At 72.1% G+C, this 18549-nt stretch carries 18 protein-coding genes; 13 read left to right on the top strand and 5 right to left on the bottom strand.

Translation table 11 applies throughout. The annotated features are described in order from the left end of the window. Positions 1-28 precede the first annotated feature (28 nt). Positions 29-1114, top strand: coding sequence for a PHP domain-containing protein (locus tag WME75_RS35655; protein WP_437480386.1), 1086 nt, complete (start codon positions 29-31; stop codon positions 1112-1114). 7 nt (positions 1115-1121) lie between these two features. Here WME75_RS35655 and WME75_RS35650 read toward each other — a convergent pair whose 3' ends face one another. From WME75_RS35650 to WME75_RS35640, 3 genes are read right to left on the bottom strand one after another with little or no spacing between them, the layout of a single operon-like run. Then, the gene (locus WME75_RS35650; RefSeq protein WP_437480384.1) at positions 1122-2342 is read right to left on the bottom strand and encodes a DUF790 family protein; all 1221 of its coding nucleotides are present in this window, start codon (positions 2340-2342) and stop codon (positions 1122-1124) included. Continuing rightward, positions 2329-3819: a DEAD/DEAH box helicase gene (locus WME75_RS35645; RefSeq protein ID WP_437480381.1), complete on the bottom strand. Its 1491-nt coding sequence runs from the start codon at positions 3817-3819 to the stop codon at positions 2329-2331. Before WME75_RS35645 ends, WME75_RS35650 begins: the two co-directional genes overlap by 14 nt. Positions 3820-3873: 54 nt before the next feature. Next, positions 3874-4284 (bottom strand): 6-pyruvoyl trahydropterin synthase family protein, encoded by a 411-nt coding sequence (locus WME75_RS35640; RefSeq protein ID WP_437480378.1) that lies wholly within the window; start codon positions 4282-4284, stop codon positions 3874-3876. Between the two features lie 164 nt (positions 4285-4448). Here WME75_RS35640 and WME75_RS35635 point away from each other — a divergent pair, with 164 nt between their 5' ends. Together WME75_RS35635 and WME75_RS35630 are read left to right on the top strand one after the other, a co-directional pair. Then, the gene (locus tag WME75_RS35635; protein ID WP_437480375.1) at positions 4449-5045 is read left to right on the top strand and encodes a YqgE/AlgH family protein; all 597 of its coding nucleotides are present in this window, start codon (positions 4449-4451) and stop codon (positions 5043-5045) included. A gap of 171 nt (positions 5046-5216) precedes the next feature. Continuing rightward, positions 5217-5684 carry a Dps family protein gene (locus tag WME75_RS35630; RefSeq protein ID WP_437494989.1) on the top strand — a complete coding sequence of 156 codons (468 nt, stop codon included), beginning with the start codon at positions 5217-5219 and terminating at the stop codon, positions 5682-5684. A 66-nt stretch (positions 5685-5750) separates the two neighbouring features. Here WME75_RS35630 and WME75_RS35625 read toward each other — a convergent pair whose 3' ends face one another. Both WME75_RS35625 and WME75_RS35620 read right to left on the bottom strand, forming a co-directional pair. Continuing rightward, positions 5751-7190 (bottom strand): ATP-binding response regulator, encoded by a 1440-nt coding sequence (locus tag WME75_RS35625; RefSeq protein ID WP_437480372.1) that lies wholly within the window; start codon positions 7188-7190, stop codon positions 5751-5753. Between the two features lie 137 nt (positions 7191-7327). Beyond that, positions 7328-8185: a CvfB family protein gene (locus WME75_RS35620; RefSeq protein ID WP_437480369.1), complete on the bottom strand. Its 858-nt coding sequence runs from the start codon at positions 8183-8185 to the stop codon at positions 7328-7330. Between the two features lie 295 nt (positions 8186-8480). Here WME75_RS35620 and WME75_RS35615 point away from each other — a divergent pair, with 295 nt between their 5' ends. From WME75_RS35615 to WME75_RS35570, 10 genes are all read left to right on the top strand, one after another. Next, the gene (locus WME75_RS35615) at positions 8481-10217 is read left to right on the top strand and encodes a hypothetical protein (protein WP_437480367.1); all 1737 of its coding nucleotides are present in this window, start codon (positions 8481-8483) and stop codon (positions 10215-10217) included. A 195-nt stretch (positions 10218-10412) separates the two neighbouring features. Then, positions 10413-11372, top strand: coding sequence for a DUF4202 family protein (locus WME75_RS35610; protein WP_437480365.1), 960 nt, complete (start codon positions 10413-10415; stop codon positions 11370-11372). Positions 11373-11390: 18 nt separating this feature from the next. Next, positions 11391-12461: a CgeB family protein gene (locus WME75_RS35605; RefSeq protein ID WP_437480362.1), complete on the top strand. Its 1071-nt coding sequence runs from the start codon at positions 11391-11393 to the stop codon at positions 12459-12461. A gap of 26 nt (positions 12462-12487) precedes the next feature. Continuing rightward, positions 12488-13216 carry a nucleotidyltransferase family protein gene (locus WME75_RS35600; protein ID WP_437480360.1) on the top strand — a complete coding sequence of 243 codons (729 nt, stop codon included), beginning with the start codon at positions 12488-12490 and terminating at the stop codon, positions 13214-13216. 11 nt (positions 13217-13227) lie between these two features. Further along, positions 13228-14037, top strand: coding sequence for a TIGR04290 family methyltransferase (locus tag WME75_RS35595; protein ID WP_437480357.1), 810 nt, complete (start codon positions 13228-13230; stop codon positions 14035-14037). Next, positions 14034-14921, top strand: coding sequence for a glycosyl hydrolase (locus tag WME75_RS35590; RefSeq protein WP_437480355.1), 888 nt, complete (start codon positions 14034-14036; stop codon positions 14919-14921). Before WME75_RS35595 ends, WME75_RS35590 begins: the two co-directional genes overlap by 4 nt. Before the next feature lie 330 nt (positions 14922-15251). Beyond that, the gene (locus WME75_RS35585) at positions 15252-16118 is read left to right on the top strand and encodes a PIG-L deacetylase family protein (protein WP_437480352.1); all 867 of its coding nucleotides are present in this window, start codon (positions 15252-15254) and stop codon (positions 16116-16118) included. Continuing rightward, positions 16109-17164 (top strand): glycosyltransferase family 4 protein, encoded by a 1056-nt coding sequence (locus tag WME75_RS35580; RefSeq protein WP_437480349.1) that lies wholly within the window; start codon positions 16109-16111, stop codon positions 17162-17164. The genes WME75_RS35585 and WME75_RS35580 overlap by 10 nt, the downstream gene beginning before the upstream one ends. Before the next feature lie 97 nt (positions 17165-17261). Then, positions 17262-17882 carry a sugar O-acetyltransferase gene (locus WME75_RS35575; protein ID WP_437480347.1) on the top strand — a complete coding sequence of 207 codons (621 nt, stop codon included), beginning with the start codon at positions 17262-17264 and terminating at the stop codon, positions 17880-17882. A gap of 10 nt (positions 17883-17892) precedes the next feature. After that, positions 17893-18468, top strand: coding sequence for a TetR/AcrR family transcriptional regulator (locus tag WME75_RS35570; RefSeq protein ID WP_437480344.1), 576 nt, complete (start codon positions 17893-17895; stop codon positions 18466-18468). Positions 18469-18549 lie beyond the last annotated feature (81 nt).

The raw sequence follows: 18549 nt of genomic DNA, 5'->3' as shown, positions 1-18549 counted from the left end.
TCTGTATACTGTTGTCCTGGTCATCCCTATGAGGACGCGCGGACGCTCGAGAGCTCTCCTTTTCATCGGCGCAGCGGCGATCTTCGCGTTCGCCTGCTGGAAGGTGCGCGCCTCGTCCGCTTCCGATTCCGACTCGGCCGCCCTCCCGGACGGGCCGACGGGCCGCCTGCGGTTCGAGAAGGCGCTCGACGTGCAGGTGTTCCAGCGCGGGAACCTCCACACGCACACATCGCTGAGCGACGGGGACAGCGAGCCGCGCGAGGTCGTCCGCTGGTACCGCGACAACGGGTATGCGTTCGTGGCCCTCACAGACCATAACCGGCGCGTCGATCCTGCGATGTTCGAGGAGCTCCAGGCGCGGTCGAATTTTGCTGTCATCCCCGGTGAAGAGATCTCGATGTGGGCGGAGGGGCGGCCGGTGCACGTGAACGCGCTCTGCACGGGCCGGACGATCGGCGGCGGCGATTTCCCGACCAAGGGCGAGGCGCTGAGCTGGGCGATCCGGCGGGTGCGGGCGGAGGGCGGCGTCGCGCTCATCAACCATCCGAATTTCGACTGGGCGCTCTCGGCCGGCGACATCCTTGGGGCGCCCGCGGCGGAGCTCCTGGAGATCCACAGCGGGCACCCGTACGTGTACACGGCGGGCGACGCGACGCGGCCGTCGCACGAGGCGCTGTGGGACACGTTGCTGACGGCGCGCGGCTTCGCCGGAGGGGGGATCGTCGGCGTCGCGGTGGACGACCTGCACCAGCTCGTGGCCGATTCGAACGCCCCGCCTGCGGGGCCCGGCCGGGGGTTCGTCGAGGTGTTCTCGCGCGAGGTGTCGCGCGCCGCGATCTGCAGCGCGCTCGCCCGGGGACGGCTCTACGCGTCGTCGGGCGCGCGGCTGCGGAGGCTCACGGTCGCCGACGACGCGTTCTCGGTGTGGCCGGTGGCCACGGGCGCGGTGGTCGAGTTCGTCGGGCGGGGTGGGCGCGTGCTGGAGCGGCAGCAGCCGCTGGCGGGGCGGGCGACGTACCGGCTGCGCGGAGGGGAGCGCTACGTGCGGGCGCGGATCACGCGACCGGACGGGAAGCGGGCGTGGACGGCGGCCTACGCGACCCTGGAGCCGTGAGAGCTCCTCACGCCCCCCCGCGCTTGCCGTCGAGCCGCCCCAGCACCGCCCGCGGCGACATCGTCGCCCGGTACACATAGATCTCCCCCGCCTCGTCCTCCCCCAGCACGTCTTCGCTCACGCGGAGCTGCTTGCCGACCGCGAGCAGGATCCTCGCTGGAAACCCCCTCCGGATCAGCTCGACGCGCCGCCACACCGCGTCTCGGCTCCAGAACCCGAACGCCTCCAGGTACACCTCCTCCCCGGTCTCCGCGTTCTGAAACACAAGGTCCGGGGCGCACACCACCTCTCCGGGCAGCGCGAACAGCCGCTCGTTCGGTGACACGGTCCAGGGCGATCCGAGCTTCCTGAACCCCTCGCAGAACGCCTCCAGCTCGGGCGTCGTCTCGGCGAGCTCGCGCCCGTGGAACAGGAGGCCGTCCGCCGGGCCGATCTCCACCGCGAGCGGCTCCTTGTCGCGCCCCCAGCGCAGCTCGGCCCGCAGCCGGAACGAGGCGCACGCGAGCACCGACGGCAGGAACATCGCGAGCCGCAAGCCGTACCGCTGGACCGCGTCGAACAGGCTGAACGGGCCGTCGAGCACGATCGTGTAGCCGGTGACCGGATCGCCCTGGACCACGTGGATCAGCCCGTGAAACCGGGCCGCGCGGAAGAGCCGCCGGTACCGCGGGGCGCTCTCCCCCTCGACGCGGATCGTCACCTGCGTCGCCCGCAGGAGGATCGACTGCGCGAGCGCCAGGTTGTACCGATCCAGCAGGATCTCCGGCGCCTCCGTGGCCGCGCGCCGGAGGATCTCGGCCCCGCGCAGGTCGGCGTAGAGCCCCGCCTCGATCGCCGCCGGCGTCGCGCCGAGCCGGGCGGCCACCTCGTCGAGCACCGCGGCGCGGTCGAAGCGGGCGCGGACGTCGAGCGCGCGGTGCGCCGCCGCCGCGGCCAGGAACAGCTCGCGCCGGAGCGCCTCGGGATCGACGCCCTCCTGCACCTCGTAGTCGCAGCCGTCCTCGAGCACCTTCCTCAGGCCGAGCGCGGCGACGCGATCCCGCGCGGGCACCTCGATGGCGTCGAGCGCGGCCTCGATCTCGTCGCGGCTCTCGCCGACGCGCTGGGACAGGATGTCGATGTACGCGCGCGCGACAGGGAGCAGGCGCTCGGCGGCCGCGCCGCGCAGGTACTGCGGCATCACCAGCCCGCCCCGCCGGCGGACGCGGACGAGGTCACTGGTAAGCAACGTGCTCCCGGCGCTTGTCGCTCACCCGCTGCTCGCTCGTGCCGAGGGCCACGAGCTCGTAGAGGATCGCCGTCTTGTTCTCGCTCCGCCGCAGGATGCGGCCGAGCCGCTGGACGTGCTCGCGCACCGAGCCGCTGCCCGACAGGACGATCGCGACGTTCGCCTCGGGCACGTTGACCCCCTCGTTCAGCACCTTCGACGTGACCACCGCCGACAGCGTCCCGCGGTTGAACGCCTCGAGGATGGCGCTGCGCTCCTTCACCTTGGTCTGGTGGGTGATCGCCGGCAGCAGGAACTGCCGCGAGATCTGGTAGACCGTGGCGTTGTCCTCGGTGAAGACCAGGGTGCGATCCGCGCGGTGGGCGTGGAGCAGCCGCGCGAGGACGTCGATCTTGCCGGGCGCGCAGAGGGCGAGGCTCCGCTGGCGGCGGTACGCCTCGAAGGCGCGGCGGCCGGCGTCGGACTGCGAGCTCAGCATGATGAACTGCCCCCACCCCTCGGGCATGCGGATGCCGTTCGCGCGCAGGAAGCCGATGTACACGGCGCGCGCCGCCTCGTACGCGGCGCGCTCGTCCTCCGAGAGCGCGACGTCGAGCCGGACGACGTCGTAGGCCGCGAGGTACTGCCCGGAGAGCTCGGTGATCTCGCGGCGAAAGACGATCGGGCCGATGAGATCGTCGTAGCCCCGGCCGTCGGCGCGCTCGGGGGTCGCGGTGAGGCCGAGGCGGAAGGGCGCGAGGCACATCTTCGCGGCGAGCGCATACGAGGGGCTCGGCAGGTGGTGGCACTCGTCGAAGATCACGAGGCCGAAGCGGGCGCCGAGCCGGTCCATGTGCGCGTGCGCCGAGTCGTAGGTGGTCACCGTCAGGTCGAGGACGTCGTGGTAGCCGCCGCCGAGCAGGCCGATCGGGACGCCGAACGCGGCGGAGAGCCCGTCGTACCACTGGTTCAGGAGGTCGAGCGTCGGGACGACCACGAGCGCGCTGCGCTGCCGCGCGGCGATCGCCAGCGTCGCGACGAACGTCTTGCCCGCGCCCGTCGGGAGCACGACGACACCGCGGCTGCGCCGCCCGGCCCACGCGTCGAGCGCCTCGCGCTGGTACGGGAAGGGATCGTGCTTGGCGAGCGGCGCGAGCGGGAGCGCCTCGTACCGGCGGGCCGCGTCGGTGAAGGGGACGCCGCGGGCGCGGAGCCTGAGGACGAGCTCGGCGTAGTCGATGGCCGGCACCCGGTAGACGCGCTCACGCGCATCCCAGCGGCACGACGCGGGGAGGCACGCGGGGTCGAGCGGCGCGCCCTCCGCGGACGAGCCCGGCGGTCCACCGCGCTCGTTGGCGGAGGGCGCATCCGCGGCGAGCGCGCTGCTGTCGAGCTCGCCGGCCGGCGCCAGCGCGGGGCGCGGCGCGACGCCCTCGATGCGGAGGGTGCCGCCCTGGAAGCTCAGGACGATCGGCGCTGTGCGGACCGGCTCGGTCATCGGCGCGCTCTTGTGCCGCGGCCAGGGCCCCGTGCCAAGCCCGGAGAGCGGCGATCAGGCCAGCTCGGTCGGCATCATCGATGCGCCGCGGATCGGCGCGCGGTAGCGTACCCACACGAGGGGGGACTCATGCAGCGTGATCGTCAGGGTGGTGCCGGCGCTCAGCGGGAGCCGGCGGCCGAGCTCGCGGTGGATGTAGCGCGCGATGAGCTCCGGCGTCGAGCGCTTGCCCTCGAAGGCCGGGTGATCGTCGAGGTTGCGGTAGTCGATCTCGGCGAGCACGCCGCGCAGGTTGTCGCGCAGCACGCTCGTCTCGACCACCTGACCGAGCGGAGAGAGCTCCTCGCGGTCCACCTCCACGCTGACGGTGTAGGTCGCGCCGTGCAGGCGCTGTGCAGGGCCGAACTGCTCGCCCTTGAGGCTGTGGGCCACCATGATGTGATCGCGGACGCCGACCGTGTACATGGCCGCACTATACCCCTCGTCCCGGCCCGGGAGGGAGATCCCAATCGCCTGCCGCGGCGCGCGGGGGTAAGGTGCGGACGGCTCCCCGTCCGGCCCCGCCACGTGGGCAGGCAGGTTCGTGCGGGACGAAGTGGCCGGTTGGCCGTTGCGAGGGAGGATCACCGATGAACCGCGAAGCGAGCGTGCTGGCCCCTGGGTTCCTCATCGCGTCGCCGCCCCTGGGCGATCCGAACTTCGACAAGACGGTCGTGCTCCTGGCGGTCCACAGCGAGGGCGGGGCGCTGGGGTTCGTCGTGAACCGGCCGGCGCCGATGTCGCTCGGGGAGCTCCTGTCGTTCGCCGGCTACGGCAACGACCTGAAGGACCCGGCGCCGGTTTACCTCGGCGGGCCGGTCCAGCCGAGCTCGGGGTGGATCCTGTGCCTCGATCCGGCGCTCGGGGCCGAGGAGACGGGCGTGATCCCGGTGGGCTCGCGGGTGCGGGTCACGTCGTCCCGGAGCGCGTTCGACGCGCTCGCGGCCGACTCCGTGCGCGGCGCGGCCGCGACGGACACGCGGCGGAGGACGGTGCTCCTCGGCTACAGCGGGTGGGGGCCAGGGCAGCTCGAGAGGGAGATCGCCTCGGGCGCGTGGCTGCCGGTGCCCCTCGACGAGCGGATCCTGTTCGACGTGGCGGCGGAGCAGCGCTGGGAGAGGTCGTATGGCCTGCTCGGGCTGCGCCCGATTGAAATGCTGTCAATGCGCAGCATCGGCGAGGCCTGAGGGGCCTCCGCTGCTTCTGGGAAAGAGCGGGGGGGCTGATTGACGCGGGGGACGCGAGGAGGAAGATTGGCGGGCCGCCAGGAGCGCGGGGGGGAGACGCCGCAGGGAGGGCTTTCCCGGCGCCGTTTGCGGCCCATCGAGCCAAGAGTGCACGACACGAGAGGAGCCATGATGGAGATCAATATCGGAATCGACGCCAAGGACCGCGAGCAGATCGGCGCGGGGCTGGGCCGTGTTCTCGCCGACACGTACACGCTCTATCTGAAGACACACAACTTTCACTGGAACGTCACAGGGCCCATGTTCCAGACGCTGCACCTCATGTTCGAGCAGCAGTACAACGAGCTGGCGCTCGCCGTGGACCTCGTCGCCGAGCGCATCCGCGCCCTCGGCCTCCCCGCGCCGGGGACGTACAAGCAGTTCGTGGCGCTCGCCTCCATCAAGGAGGAGGACGGCATCCCCAAGGCCACCGACATGATCAAGCGCCTCGTCGAGGGCCACGAGACCGTCGCGCGCACCGCGCGCGAGATCTTCCCGGTCGCCGAGAAGGCCAACGATCAGCCCACCTGCGACCTGCTCACCCAGCGCCTGCAGCTCCACGAGAAGACCGCGTGGATGCTGCGCAGCCTGCTCGAGTGATTCCCGGGACGCCCGGGGCCGCTGAGCGCGGCCCGCGCCGGCGCGGCGCCCTGTCCGGCGGTGAGCTCAGGCAGGCGCGGTGAGCGCCGCCCCGCGGCTGCGCGGCAGGCGGAACCAGAAGCGACTGCCGCGCCCAGGGCAGCTCTCCACGCCGGCCACGCCGCCGTGCGCCTCGACGATCTCCCTGACGATCATGAGCCCCAGGCCGGTGCCGCCGACGCTGTGCTCGGCCCTCTGGTAACGCTGGAACAGCGTGGCCGCGACCTCCGGCGCGACGCCGCGGCCCGTGTCCTCGAGCGAGACCTCGACGCAGCGCGGCTTCACCTCGACCCGCGCCGCGATCGACCCGCCCGGAGGCGTGAACTTGATGGCGTTGCCGATCAGGTTGGAGAGCACCTGACCGAGCCGCCTGGGGTCGCCGAGCACCGCGGCGTCGTCCCGGCGGGCCGGGCCGGCGAACGTCTGGCCTCTCTCCTCGAGCAGCGGCCGGAAGTCCTCGATGGTGGCCCAGATCAAGCGCGTGAGATCGACCTCCTCACGGCCCATGCGGCGCCTCGCCCCCTCCAGGCTCGCGAGCTCGAGGAAGTCGTTGATCATGACGACCAGCGATTGCAGGCGCTGATCGAGCTTCTGCATGTCCCCGAGCAGGGACGGCTGCTGCGCGAGCTCCTCGCTGGCGAGCATGTTCGCGACCCGCAGCGTCATCGCGTTCAGCGGCGTGCGCAGGTCGTGCGCGACCATCGAGTAGAAATCGAGCCGCCGCTCGTCGTGCAGGCGCCGCTCGGTGACGTCGCGGAGCGAGACGATCGTGCTCTCCGCGCCGTCCAGGGGAAGCACCCTCAGCGTCGGCGAGAAGAGCCGGCCGCGGAGCTCCACATCCCCGGTCGGCAGCGCGGACTCGCCGGGCGAGGGCGGGGGACCGCCCGCGCGGAGATCGGGGATCAGCTCCGTGAGCGCCCTCCCGATCAGCGCGTCCAGCCCGACGCCGAGCGCGGCCACCGCCTGTTCGTTCGCGAAGCTGAAGCGCCCTTCGGCGTCGAGCACGAGCAGCGGATCGGGGGCTGTCTCCAGCAGCCTCCGATTGGCCATCTCGGCCTGCTCCGCGCGCTCGAGCAGCGCCCGCCAGCGGACCAGGGACGCGACGCGCGCGCGGAGCTCCTCGTCCCCGTAGGGCTTCGCGAGATAGTCATTGGCGCCCGCGGACAGCCCCTCGACGATCTGATCGGTGTGGCGGTGCGCCGTGAGCAGCAAGATGCCGAGCTTCTGGGCGCCCGCGGCCTCGGAGCGCAGGAATCGACACACCTCGACGCCGCTCACGGCCGGCATCATCCAGTCGAGGACCATCACGTCGGGCGGCGCGCAGGAGGAGAAGCGCTCCAGCGCCGCAGATCCGTCGCGGAGCACCTCCACGTCGTACTCGCGCGCAAGCACGCAGCGCGCCCGCTCGGCGTCGACAGGGCTGTCGTCAACAACCCAGATCAGGCGCCGCGCGGAGCCAACGACCATTCCGCGGGGATCCTAGTAGGGCAAGGTGGGCCCTGTCAATGCGCCGGGACCGCGCCGCGCGGGCGGTGGTGGGCGGGCGAGCTCAGCCGGGCGGCGTTTCTGGCGCGGTCCCGCGCGGGCCGGGCAGGGCGCCCGGATCAGCGCCGGGATTGCACGAGGAAGCCCTCGGGGTCGACCGTCACGGCGCGCTGCTTCAGGAGGCGGCCCACGGCGCGCTTGAACGCCTTCTTGCTCAGGCCGAAGATCGCCCGGATCTCGTCCGGGCTCGAGCGGTCGCCGACCCGCGGGGCGCCCGGGCGAGAGAGCCCCGCGAGGATCTTCTGCGCGTCGCTCTCGAGCTCCTCGTGCGCGTGGCCGCGCAGCGACAGCTCGACGTTCCCGTCGGGCAGCACGCTCGTCACGCGGAACCGCGCCGCCTCGCCGCGGGCGAGCGCGTGCGGCTCGTCCGCAGGGACCAGGCCGACGAACTGGCGCTCGAGGATGACGAAGAGCCCGAGCTCCGGCTCGTTGCGCCACGCCTCACCCTCGACCCACTCGTCCAGATCGAACTCGCCCTTGTCGCGCAGCATCTCGCTCACGCGCATCGTCCCCGCGAGGCGCCCGGTCCTGTCCACGACGAGCCCCACGGGGTGCCGCTGTCCGACCCGCAGATCGCGGGTCTGCTCCGCGTGCGGTATGAGCAGCTCCTTCGGCAGGCCCCAGTCGACGAACGCGCCGAAGGGCGCCACGTCGGTCACCGCCAGGAAGGCGACCTCGCCGAGCGCGACCTTCGGCCGGCGCGCGGTCGCGATCGGGCGATCTTCCGAGTCGAGGTGCACGAAGACCTCGAGCTCGTCTCCCTCCTTCGCCCCCTCGGGCACCTCGCCGCCCGGCAGGAGGAGCACCGGCGCGTTCGGGCGCAGGTCGCCCGGATCGGGCGAGAGGAACGCGCCCGGCGGGCCGAACCGCCGTATCGGCAGGGTCACGATGCGGCCGAGGAGGTCGTCGTAGGGCATCGGCGCGCAGTCTTGCACAGGCCGGGCGGCGCGTCGTCGGCCATAGGGCGCGTCGTCGGCCACGAGGAATACGAGACTACCGGGTTCCCGATCTGCGCTTGCGCCCGAGGGCGGGCGCCGGCGCTACGGCGCGCCCCGCTTGGCATCGCCTCCCGCCCGCCCCACGCAGCGGGAGCAGCCCGGGAGACCGAGCACCACGCCGGTGCGCGGGCCGGGCTGCGAGCACCCCTTCGTGCGGCTCGGGCGAGCTCATGAGAGCCGGCCGGCCTGCGAGCCCATCCCGGCGGACGCCTCCATGACCGACAGCTCCGGATACCGCATGTACGTGTTTCGCAGTGGCCGCCGCGACGTCCCAGGGCAGCGGCTCGTCGCCGAGCTCGCGGACGACCTCGGGGCGCTCGCCGCGCCCGCCGGCGCCGATCGCCGTCGCGGGGTCGTGCTCCGCGCCTTGATCCGCGCCGGCGAGGTCGAATCCATCCTCGCTGACGCCGGCGCGGGGAGCGCCTCCCTGCTGGCGGGGCTCACCGACGACCTCGCCGCCATGCTCGTCGGCGGTGACGACGCGGGCGCGCTCGCGATCTCGGACGGTCCGACGTCCGACCACGAACGGTCCGACGTCTGGCCACGGACGGCCAGACGTCTGACCACGCCCGCGGCGCTCGCGTCGATCGATATCCCGGCGACGGTCCCGAGCTCGCCGCCCGAAGGGTTCTCCTTCTATGCGCTCCACCCGCTCGATTTCGCCCGGCTCGCCGAGCGGCTCGCGTTCCCCCCGGCGCCGGTCCGGGTCGTCGGGATCCGCAGCATCGGCACCACCCTGAGCGCGGTGACGGCCGCAGCGCTCCGCCGGCAGGGGATCCGGGCGGGTCGCATCACCGTGCGCCCGTCCGGACACCCCTACGATCGCCGGGTCGAGCTCGGCGCCCGGGAGCTCCGGTGGGTCCAGGACGGCATCGCCGAGGGCGCGCAGTTCTGGGTCGCCGACGAGGGGCCGGGCTTCAGCGGCTCGTCGTTCCTCTCCACCGGCGACGCCCTGGCCGGCGCCGGCGTCCCGCGCGGGAACATCGTCTTCCTCGGCTCCCGCGCGGCGGACCCCGACGCGCTCGTCGCGCCCGACGGCGCCCGCCGCTGGCGGTCCTTCCGCGCGGAGCGCGTCGAGTGCGGGACGCAGCTCCCTGGCGATGCAGGCGAGTTCATCGGCGCCGGGGCGTGGCGCCGCCGCTGCTATGATGACGAGTCGGGCTGGCCGCCGTCCTGGACGTCCATGGAGCGCCTCAAGTGCCTTTCCCGTGACGGCAGCCGGATTCTCAAGTTCGAAGGGATGGGCCGCTATGGGTCCGAGTGTCTGGAGCGGGCTCGCGGCGTCGCTCAGGCCGGCTTCGGTCCGGAGCCGCGTGACGAAGGGCAGGGCTTCCTCTCGTATCCGTGGCTCCCCGGCCGGCCGCTCCAGGCAGGCGATCTGTCCGCCGCCGTGCTGGAGCGCCTCGCCGACTACTGCGCCTTCCGCGCCTCGGCCTTCCCCGTCCCGAGCCCCGTGACCGACGAGCTCATTGCGATGGCGCGCACCAATTTCTCAACAGAAATGCGAATTGAGCTCCCGTGGGAGCTCCACCTGGAGGTGGCGCGCCCCGTGCTCGTGGACGGCAAGATGGATCCTCACGAGTGGCTCGGATCCCCCTCCGGCGAGCTCTTCAAGGTGGACGCGTCCGGGCATGGCGACGATCACTTCCTCCCTGGCCCCACGGACATCGCCTGGGATCTCGCCGGGGCGATCCTCGAGTGGCGGATGGCGCCCGACGCCCGGCGCGCCTTCCTCGAGCGCTATCGCCGCCGCTCCGGCGATGACGCGGAGCGGCGCCTGCCTGCGTATCTGATGGCCTATGCGCTCCTGCGCCTCGGGGTTGCCGCGATGGCCGCGGCGTTGCTCCCGGACGAGGGCGAAGCGCGGCGCCTCATCGCGGCGCGACATCGCTATCGCGCCTTCCTGATCGATGGACTCGGCCCCGCGGCCCCTCCGGGCGCTCTCGGGTAGCGCCGCTGGTGCGGCTACGGCGCTCACGTCTCATGCTCATTTCTTTCCTGACGCTGCTGTACGGAATTTCCGCGATGGTGCGGAGAGCGTTGCGGCGATAGGTTCACGGCGTAGTATCCCTGATTCTCCCGCGGCAGTCCCCTCGCGGAAGCTGTTTCGAGCGCCACGCCCGTAGCTGACCGAAGAACGCAAGCCATGCTCAAGCGCCTGATCCTCATTGCCAGCTCCTCTTCGAGCAGCGATGAACCCTGGGCCCGTGGGACACCGCTGCTCTCCACCTCCGACAAGGCGGCGCTCGCCCGGGAGTTCCCCGGCGTGGAAATCGACGCCCCCTGTCCGCCGGGGGACGAGCCCCACGCGGCCGTCGACGCCCGCGCCTGGCGCGCCTCGGCGCTCGATCTGTGGGCGCTCGATACCCACCTGCACGCGCTCGACGCCCGCGGCCCCTTCGACTTCTGGCTCGAGGGGCTCGATCGCGCGAGCGCCGCGCGCGCGGCCTACGAGGTCCTCACCCGCTGTCAGCGCTTCATCCGCAGGAGGAACCTCGCCTCGGCGACCGCGCTCTTCGCCCGGGTCCTCGGGCGGCACCGGGAGCTTCACGATCTCGACAGGCCGCTTGTCCGGGCCGACTACGATCATGCGATCGACGTCTGGCAATGGATGCTCCGCCTCGATCCGCGCGCCGGCGTGGCCGCGCAGGCGGCGGCGCTCTTCCATGACGTGGAGCGGCTCGTCTCCGAGGCGAACGTCCGGATCGAGCACCGGGCCGTGGACTACCAGGCCTTCAAGGACGAGCACGCGCGGCGCGGGGCGGCCCTCGCGTGCGCCGCGCTCGCCGGGGTCGGGCTCCCGCCCGAGGTCCTCGAGCGGATCGGCGCCCTGGTCGGGTCGCACGAGCGGCCGGGGGACGACGCCGAGCTCGCCCTGCTCAACGACGCCGACGCGCTCTCGTTCTTCTCGCTGAACAGCGCCGGGTTCGTCGATTACTACGGTCCCGAGCACACCCGCGCCAAGGTGGCGTACACGCTCCGCCGCCTCCGGCCGGAGGCGAGGGCGCACTTGCCGCGCATCCGCTGCCGCCCCGAGGTGGAGGCGATGATCCTGGGCGAGCCGAGGCGGACATCGGCGCCTGCCCCGGCGGAGACGCAGGCCTAGAGGAGGGCCGGGTTCGCCATGAGGCTCGTCATCTTCGGTCTGACGATCAGCTCGTCCTGGGGCAACGGCCACGCGACGCTGTGGCGCGGCGTGATCGACGCCCTCGGGCGGGCAGGGCACCGCGTCACCTTCTTCGAGCGCGACGCTCCGTATTACGCCGCGCACCGGGATCTATGCTCGCTCTCGCACGGCAACGAGCTCCGGCTCTACACCTCGTTCGACGACATCCTCCCCGAGGCCCGGCGCGCCGTCCGGGAGGCGGACGCGGCGATGGTGACCTCGTACTGTCCCGACGGCGGCGCGGCGACCGAGGTGGTCCTCGGGTCGCGCGGTCTCAAGGTCTTCTATGACCTCGACACGCCGGTCACCCTGGATCGGCTCGATGCGGGCCAGTCGGTCGGGTACATCGGCCCGCGGGGCCTCGTCGATTTCGACTGCGTGCTCAGCTACACGGGCGGCGCGGCGCTCGATCAGCTCCGGGCGAAGCTCGGCGCCCGGCGGGTGTTCCCGCTCTACGGCAGCGCCGACCCCGAGGTGCACCGCCCTGTAGCGCCGCGGGAGGAGCTCCGCGGGGACCTCTCGTACCTCGGGACGTACGCCGCCGACCGGCAGGAGGCGCTCTCTGCCCTCTTTCTCGAGGCGGCGAGGCGGCTGCCGCAGAAGCGGTTCGTCATCGGCGGTTCGCTCTACCCCGAGAATTTCCCGTGGGCGGAGAACATCTATTACATGCGCCATGTGGCGCCGCCGGATCACCCGGCGTTCTATTGCTCCTCGCCGCTGACGCTCAATGTCACCCGGGGCGCGATGGCGGCGATGGGGTACTGTCCTTCCGGGCGGCTCTTCGAGGCGGCCGCGTGCGGGACGCCGATCCTGAGCGACAGCTGGGAGGGGCTCGACCGGTTCTTCACGCCGGGAGAGGAGATCCTCGTGGCGACGACCACGGACGAGGCCGTCGCGGCGCTCTCGCGGCCGGCGGCCGAGGTCGCGGCCATGGCCCGCGCGGCGCGCGAGCGGGTGCTCGCGGAGCACACCGCGGCGAGGCGCGCGGCGGAGCTCGTGGCGATCCTCGAGTCGGTCTCGGCTCAATGAAGGAACGGGAAGAAAAGGAGAGGACGATGTGGGGAGTGATCCCGGCCGCGGGCCTGGGGAGCAGGATCCAGCCGCTCGCGTTCTCGAAGGAGCTGCTCCCGGTGGGGACGCGCAGGGACGGCGACGTGGAGCGGCCGCGCGCGGTCAGCGAGTACCTCATCGATCGGATGATCCTCGCCGGCGCGACCCGGATCTGCATGGTGATCTCGCCGGGCAAGTCGGATATCGTCGAGTATTACGGCGCGAGCGTCGGCCCGGCGCACATCTGTTATGTTGTGCAGCCGGTCGCCGCCGGGCTCTGTGACGCCATCTTCCGTGCGCTCCCCTGGCTCCAGCCGGAGGAGGAGGTCCTCGTGGGGCTCCCCGATACGGTCTGGTTCCCGGAGCACGGGCTCCGCGCGCTCGACGGCGGGGGCCTCTCGTTCCTGCTCTTTCCGGTCGAGCACCCGGAGCTCTTCGACGCGGTGGTCACCGACGAGCAGGGCAGGGTGCTCGAGATCCAGGTCAAGCAGCGGGACGCGCGCTCGCGGTGGGTCTGGGGCGCCTTCAAGCTCACGGGGGCGGTGATGCGGGAGCTCCACGACCTCTGGTGCGAGCGCGGGCGGACGGATCCGTACATCGGGACGCTGGTGAACGCATACCTCGCCCGCGGCGGCAGCGCGCGGGCGGTGCGGGCCGGCGAGGCGTATGTCGACGTGGGGACGCTGCATGGCTACCGCGAGGCCATCCAGCTCCTCAGCGGCGGGATCGAGTGATCGGAGGAGCCATGGAGAGGAGCGTGCGGAGCGTTGACAGAGCGGCGAAGTGGACACGGGAGCAGATCCAGGAGCGCGTGCGCGGGCTCGGGCGGTGGTTTCACAACATCGATCTCGGCGGGGTGAAGACGGCGCCGGACCATTTTCTTGGCGACTATCCCGCGTTCAAATGGAAGAGCTTCGCCCACGCGATCCCGGCGGATCTCACGGGCAAGACGGTCCTCGACATCGGCTGCAACGCGGGCTTCTACTCGCTCGAGATGAAGCGGCGCGGGGCGGCGCGGGTCCTCGGGATCGACAGCGACGACGACTACCTGGCGCAGGCGCGCTTCGCCGCGGAGGTCTCCGGAGCGGACATCGAGTTCCGGAACGTCTCCGTGTACGACGTCGGGAGCCTCGGAGAGCGCTTCGATCTGGTGCTCTTCATGGGCGTCCTGTACCACCTCCGCCACCCGCTGCTCGCGCTCGATCTGCTGCACGAGCACGTGGTCGGGCAGACGCTCGTCTTCCAGAGCATGCAGCGCGGCAGCGCCGAGGTGACGCCGCTCCAGGAGGACTATCCCTTCTCCGAGAAGCGGATCTTCGATGAGGCGGGCTATCCCCGGCTCCACTTCGTGGAGCACAGCTACTCGCACGACCCGACCAACTGGTGGGTGCCCAACCGCGCTTGCGCGGAGGCGATGCTGCGGAGCGCCGGCTTCGAGATCGTGAATCACCCCGAGCCCGAGGTGTACATCTGCCGCCGCCGCGAGAAGGCGGACGGCGCGCCGGGCGCGGTCTACCCGGGCAGGCGAGCCGGCATGAAGGGAGAGCAGGCATGATCGAAGCGGTGATGCTCTGGAACGAGCCCAACAACAAGTCGCACTGGGATTTCGAGATCGATCCCGAGTGGACGACGTACGGGTCGATGGTGAAGCTCGCCGCGGACGCGATCCGGAGCGAGCGCCCTCCTCTGCCCCGCGTGCTGGGCGGCATCTCGCCGATCGATCCCGGGTTCATCGCCAACATGGGCCGTCAGGGCGTGCTCGATCACGTCGACGTTGTCGCGGTGCACGGCTTCCCGCTCGACTGGAACCACTGGCAGCTCCACGAGTGGCCGAGCAAGCTCGAGGAGATCCGCGCGGTGACCGACAAGCCGCTCTGGATCACCGAGATCGGCGTCTCCACGTTCGGCGCCGAGGAGGTGCAGGAGTTCGGCCTCAGGCGGAGCGCCGAGCTGCTCCGCGGCAAGGTGGATCGGGTCCACTGGTACAGCCTCTACGATCTGCCGCGCGCGTGGCCGGCGACGACCCGGCATCGCGAGGCCGAGGGCTCGTCGTACTACCGGCATTTCTACATGGGCCTGCTCCGCGAGGACGGGACGCCCAAGCGCGCGCTCCGGCTCTTTCCGGAGTGCACCCCCGATTTCGGTCTGTGCCAGTGGTTCCATTTCGAGGATCACCGGCTGGACGACGCGGTGGAGTGGCTGAAGAAGCTCGGGGTGCGTCATCTCCGCACCGGCCTGAGCTGGGCAGACAGCCTCCGTCCCGGCGCCGAGGCCTGGTTCGACCGGCAGATGAAGGCGCTCGAGCCGTTCGACGTGACCCTGACCTACTGTTTCACCCCGGAGCACGCCGGCGTCAGGCCGCACCACACGAGCCCCCCGCAGCGGATCGAGGAGTTCGCCGAGTTCTGTGCCCGCATGACGCGGCGCTATGTAGGTTAGGCGGCGTGTGGGCCGAGAGGCCCGTGTCTCGCGTTGTCGGCGCACGTCCGTGCCGCCTGCGGGCTGTCCTTACAGTTTCGTCCGGGCTCGCCTGTTCGTCTGTCCGCGATTGACGCGCCCATCTGGCGCGCCGCGTAGCCGTTTGGTAGGGTGGAGATCGCCGAGTCCTGCGCCCGGATGACCGGGCGTCACGCACTCCAGGTGGCTCATGTCCCACGTTGCGAGCAGCCCGAAGCGAGAGAGGCCCGAGGAGCACGGCGGCTCCTCGGGGGGAACCGACAGGCGCGCCGGGCCCTGCGGCAGGCTCCTTGTGGCGCGGGAGGCGCTGTCGTGAACCTCGCTGCGCTCCGCAGCCAGGGCCGCACGCCGCCGGAGCTCGCGTGGCCGCCGTTCTCGTGGCTCTCGTCGGGGCGGGCGCCGCGCTGCCTCGTCGTGGTCGCCCATCCGGACGACGAGACCCTCGGGCTCGGCGCGCGGATCGGCCGGCTCCACCCGATCGAGGTCGTCCATATGACCGACGGGGCGCCCCGTGACAGCCGCTTCATGCCGCCGGAGCTCGTCGAGATCGGGCGCGAGCGCTACACCGCCCTCCGGCGCGACGAGGCGGCCCGCGCGCTCGCCCTGGGCAACGTGCCGGCGTCGAGGCTCAGGTGCCTCGGCGCGGTCGATCAGGAGGCCATCGAGGAGGCCCCGAGCCTCGCCCGGAAGCTCCTCGAGCTGTTCGCCCGGACGCGGCCCGAGGTGGTGTTCACCCACCCGTACGAAGGCGGCCATCCCGATCACGACGCGGCGGCGCTCGCCGTGCATTCGGCCGCGGTGCTCGCCCTCTGGAACGGCCTCACCTCGCCGCTGATCTTCGAGGCGGCCTCGTACCACGGCGCGCGGGGTCATCTCGTCACTGGCGAGTTCATTGCGCACCTCGGCGTCCCCGAGATCGCCCTCCGGCTCTCGGACGAGGAGGCGTCGCGCAAGCGGGCCATGCTGGCCTGCTTCACCAGCCAGCGCGAGACGCTCGCCCCGTTCGCCGCCGAGGTCGAGCGTTTCCGGCCGGCGCCCGCCTACGATTTCCGGAGGCCTCCGCACGACGGGGCGCTCCATTACGAGCGCCTCGGCTTTCCGATCGACGGCGCGCGCTGGAGGAAGCTCGCCGTGAAGACGCTCACGCTGCTCGGCCTCGAGCGTGAGCCGTGCCTCTGACGGTCCTGCACGTCGGCTATCCGCTCGCGCCCGTGGGACCGGACGCCGTCGGGGGCGCCGAGCAGGTGCTCTCGATGCTCGACGAGGCGCTCTCGCGCGGAGGCCACCGGTCGATCGTGGTCGCCCCGGAGGGCTCGTCGTGCGCGGGGACGCTTGTCGCCACGCCCGCGCCTCCGCCGGGCGCGGTCCTCGACGAGGCGGCCAGGGAGCACGCCTGGCGCCACCACCGGAGCGCCATGGCCCGGGCGCTGGATCGGTATCCGATCGACCTCGTCCACCTGCACGGCGTCGATTTCGATCGCTACCTGCCCGAGCCCGGCGTGCCCGTGCTCGCGACGCTGCATCTCCCGCCGAGCTTCTATTCGCCGGCGGTGTTCCGGATCGAGCGTCCGAGGACGTTCCTCCATTGCGTCTCTGCGACGCAGCGACGCGCCTGTCCGCCGGGGGCGCGGCTCCTGCCCGAGATCCCGAATGGCGTCCGGCTGGAGCATTACCGGCCGAGGCGGTACCGGCGCGGCTTCGCGCTCGCGCTCGGCCGGATCTGCCCGGAGAAGGGGGTTCATGTGGCGATCGAGGCCGCGGTCCGCGCCGGGTCGCCGCTGCTCATTGCCGGGCAGGCGTTCGGCTACGAGGAGCACACGCGGTATCTCCGGGAGGTCCTGCTGCCGATGCTGGGCGGCGCCGGGCCGGTGCGGCGCTTCCTGGGCCCGGTCGGCCTCGTCCGGAAGCGTCGTCTGCTCGGGGCGGCCCGGTGTCTGCTTGTCGCGAGCCTGGTCCAGGAGACCAGCTCCCTCGTCGCCATGGAGGCGCTCGCCTCGGGCACGCCGGTGATCGCGCTCCGCGGCGCCGGCGCGCTGCCGGAGATCGTGGAGCACGGCCGGACGGGGTACCTTGTGGACGGCGCCGGGGAGATGGCCGAGGCCATGGCGACGGTGGACCGGCTCGACCCGGCCGAGTGCCGCCGCGCGGCCGAGGAGCGCTTCTCGGCCGCGAGGACGGCGGCGGCCTATCTGGAGACGTACCAGCGGATCCTGCGCGAGGGGTGAGCGGGGGGCGCGGCGAGGCGGGCCCTTGCGGGGCCACGGCGATCTCTTCCCGCCGGCGATGGGGACAGTCGTTCTTATAATGTGTACAATGGTACATATGGCGAACCCTGACGACACCCGGTCCATGCGCGAGCGGATGCTTGCCGGCGACCTCTACATCGCCGGCGATCCCGAGATCGCCGAGCAGAGCGCCGCTGCGCTGGACCTGATGGCGGCCTACAACGCGACCTCGGTGCGCCAGCGCCCGTTGCGCCGCCGGCTGCTGGAGCAGCTGCTCGGATCGATCGGCGAGGGCACCGAGATCCGCCCGCCGTTCTACGTGGATTACGGGGCGCAGATCACGATCGGGGCGCGCTGCTTCGCGAACTTCGGGCTTGTGGCGCTCGACGTCGCGCCGATCACGATCGGCGACGACGTCCAGTTCGGGCCGAACGTACAGCTGCTCACGCCGACCCATCCGGTGGAGCCCGAACCGCGGCGGAAGAAGTGGGAGGCCGCGAAGCCGATCACGATCGGCAACAACGTGTGGCTCGGCGGCGGTGCGATCGTGCTGCCCGGGGTGACGATCGGGGACAACACCGTGGTGGGCGCCGGCTCCGTCGTGACGCGCGATCTGCCGGCCAACGTCGTCGCCGTGGGCAACCCCGCCCGCGTGATCCGCACGCTCGACGGCGCTGGGGCCGGGTCCGCGCCGGCGCAGGGCGAGACCCGCGGGTGACGGGGGCGCGATGAGCGCGACAAGGGCGAGGACCGCCGCGCCGGCGCGCCGGGCTCGGCGCCACGACCCGGGGCGCAGGGACCGGCTTGTGGCGACGGCGCTCGACGTGATCGCCGAGCAGGGGGTCGCCGGCGCCTCGCACCGCTCCATTGCCCGGGCCGCCGACGTGCCGCTCGGCTCGACGACGTATCATTTCGCCTCGATCGACGAGCTCCTCGCCGCGGCGTTCACCCGGCATGCGGAGACCGTGGCGTCCTGTTTCGAGGAGCGGATGCGCGCCGCCTGCGACCGCGCGGCCGCGGTCGAGCGCCTGGTCGAGCACCTCACCGCGGACCTGCTCGGCTCGCCGCGCGACCTCGTGCTCAGCGTCGAGCTCTACGTCGCTGCCGCCCGGAGGCCTGCGCTGCGCGCCGTCACCCAGGCCTGGATGCTGCGGAGCCGACGCGCGCTGGAGCTCCACTTCGACCCGGTGACGGCGCGGGCGCTCGACGCGCTGATCGAAGGCCTCGTGCTGCACAGCGCCCTGTCCACGGATCCGATGACGGCCGGGCAGATCCGGCACGCCATCCACCGCTTCACCCGCTGAGCCGCGGTCGGAGCCGTCGAGCACGAGCGCTGGCCGGCGGGCGCGGCGGCCATCGCCCCTGGGCGCGGTCGGTTGCGTCAG

Source organism: Sorangium sp. So ce1014 (assembly GCF_051521505.1).
Lineage (GTDB): Bacteria > Myxococcota_A > Polyangia > Polyangiales > Polyangiaceae > Sorangium.
The sequence above is the reverse complement of the archived record's forward strand: the minus strand, read 5'-3'. Positions and strand labels throughout refer to the sequence as shown.